A 455-nucleotide genomic window follows, 5' to 3' on the forward strand; every position below is an offset into this window, starting at 1 on the left:
TATAGACTGTAAATTGGCGGGTAAAGCATATAGTTATAAACTGGTAGGCGGAACGCTTACCAGTTGATTAAATTTCAGGGTTAGAAACTGAATGTTAATCTCCCCCAGAAGGTTGTAGGTGAGCTTGTGCGTTTTTTGTTGCCATTCAAATTGTCACTATTGGCATTTGCAAAGCGACGAGCAACAAAAGCATCTAGGCTTAAGTTTTGTGTAGGAGAGGTTTTAATGCCTAAACCCGCAGAGGATACCGTGTGCATATCTTCGCCGTAAGTTTTAGCATTTTCGCTATTATAACGGAACTGACCTGCATCATAAAACGCATAAGGGCTGATTTGAAAGCGGGTGTATTTTGGCATACTTAATTCATTACGCCATACAAGACCGCGCTCACCACTTGCACCGCCGTATTTAAAGCCTCTGACGCCATAAGTACCTGTTACAGAGAATAAATCTAT

Annotated in this window: 1 protein-coding gene; it reads right to left on the bottom strand. The window is 41.5% G+C overall.

Annotated features, from left to right (window positions below):
* Window positions 1-80 precede the first annotated feature (80 nt).
* A partial coding sequence (locus HMPREF2813_RS00235) for a ShlB/FhaC/HecB family hemolysin secretion/activation protein (RefSeq protein ID WP_315940676.1) occupies window positions 81-455 on the bottom strand: 375 nt, incomplete at its 5' end.

The sequence above is a fragment of the Haemophilus sp. HMSC066A11 genome (assembly GCF_001811665.1).
GTDB lineage: Bacteria > Pseudomonadota > Gammaproteobacteria > Enterobacterales > Pasteurellaceae > Haemophilus > Haemophilus influenzae.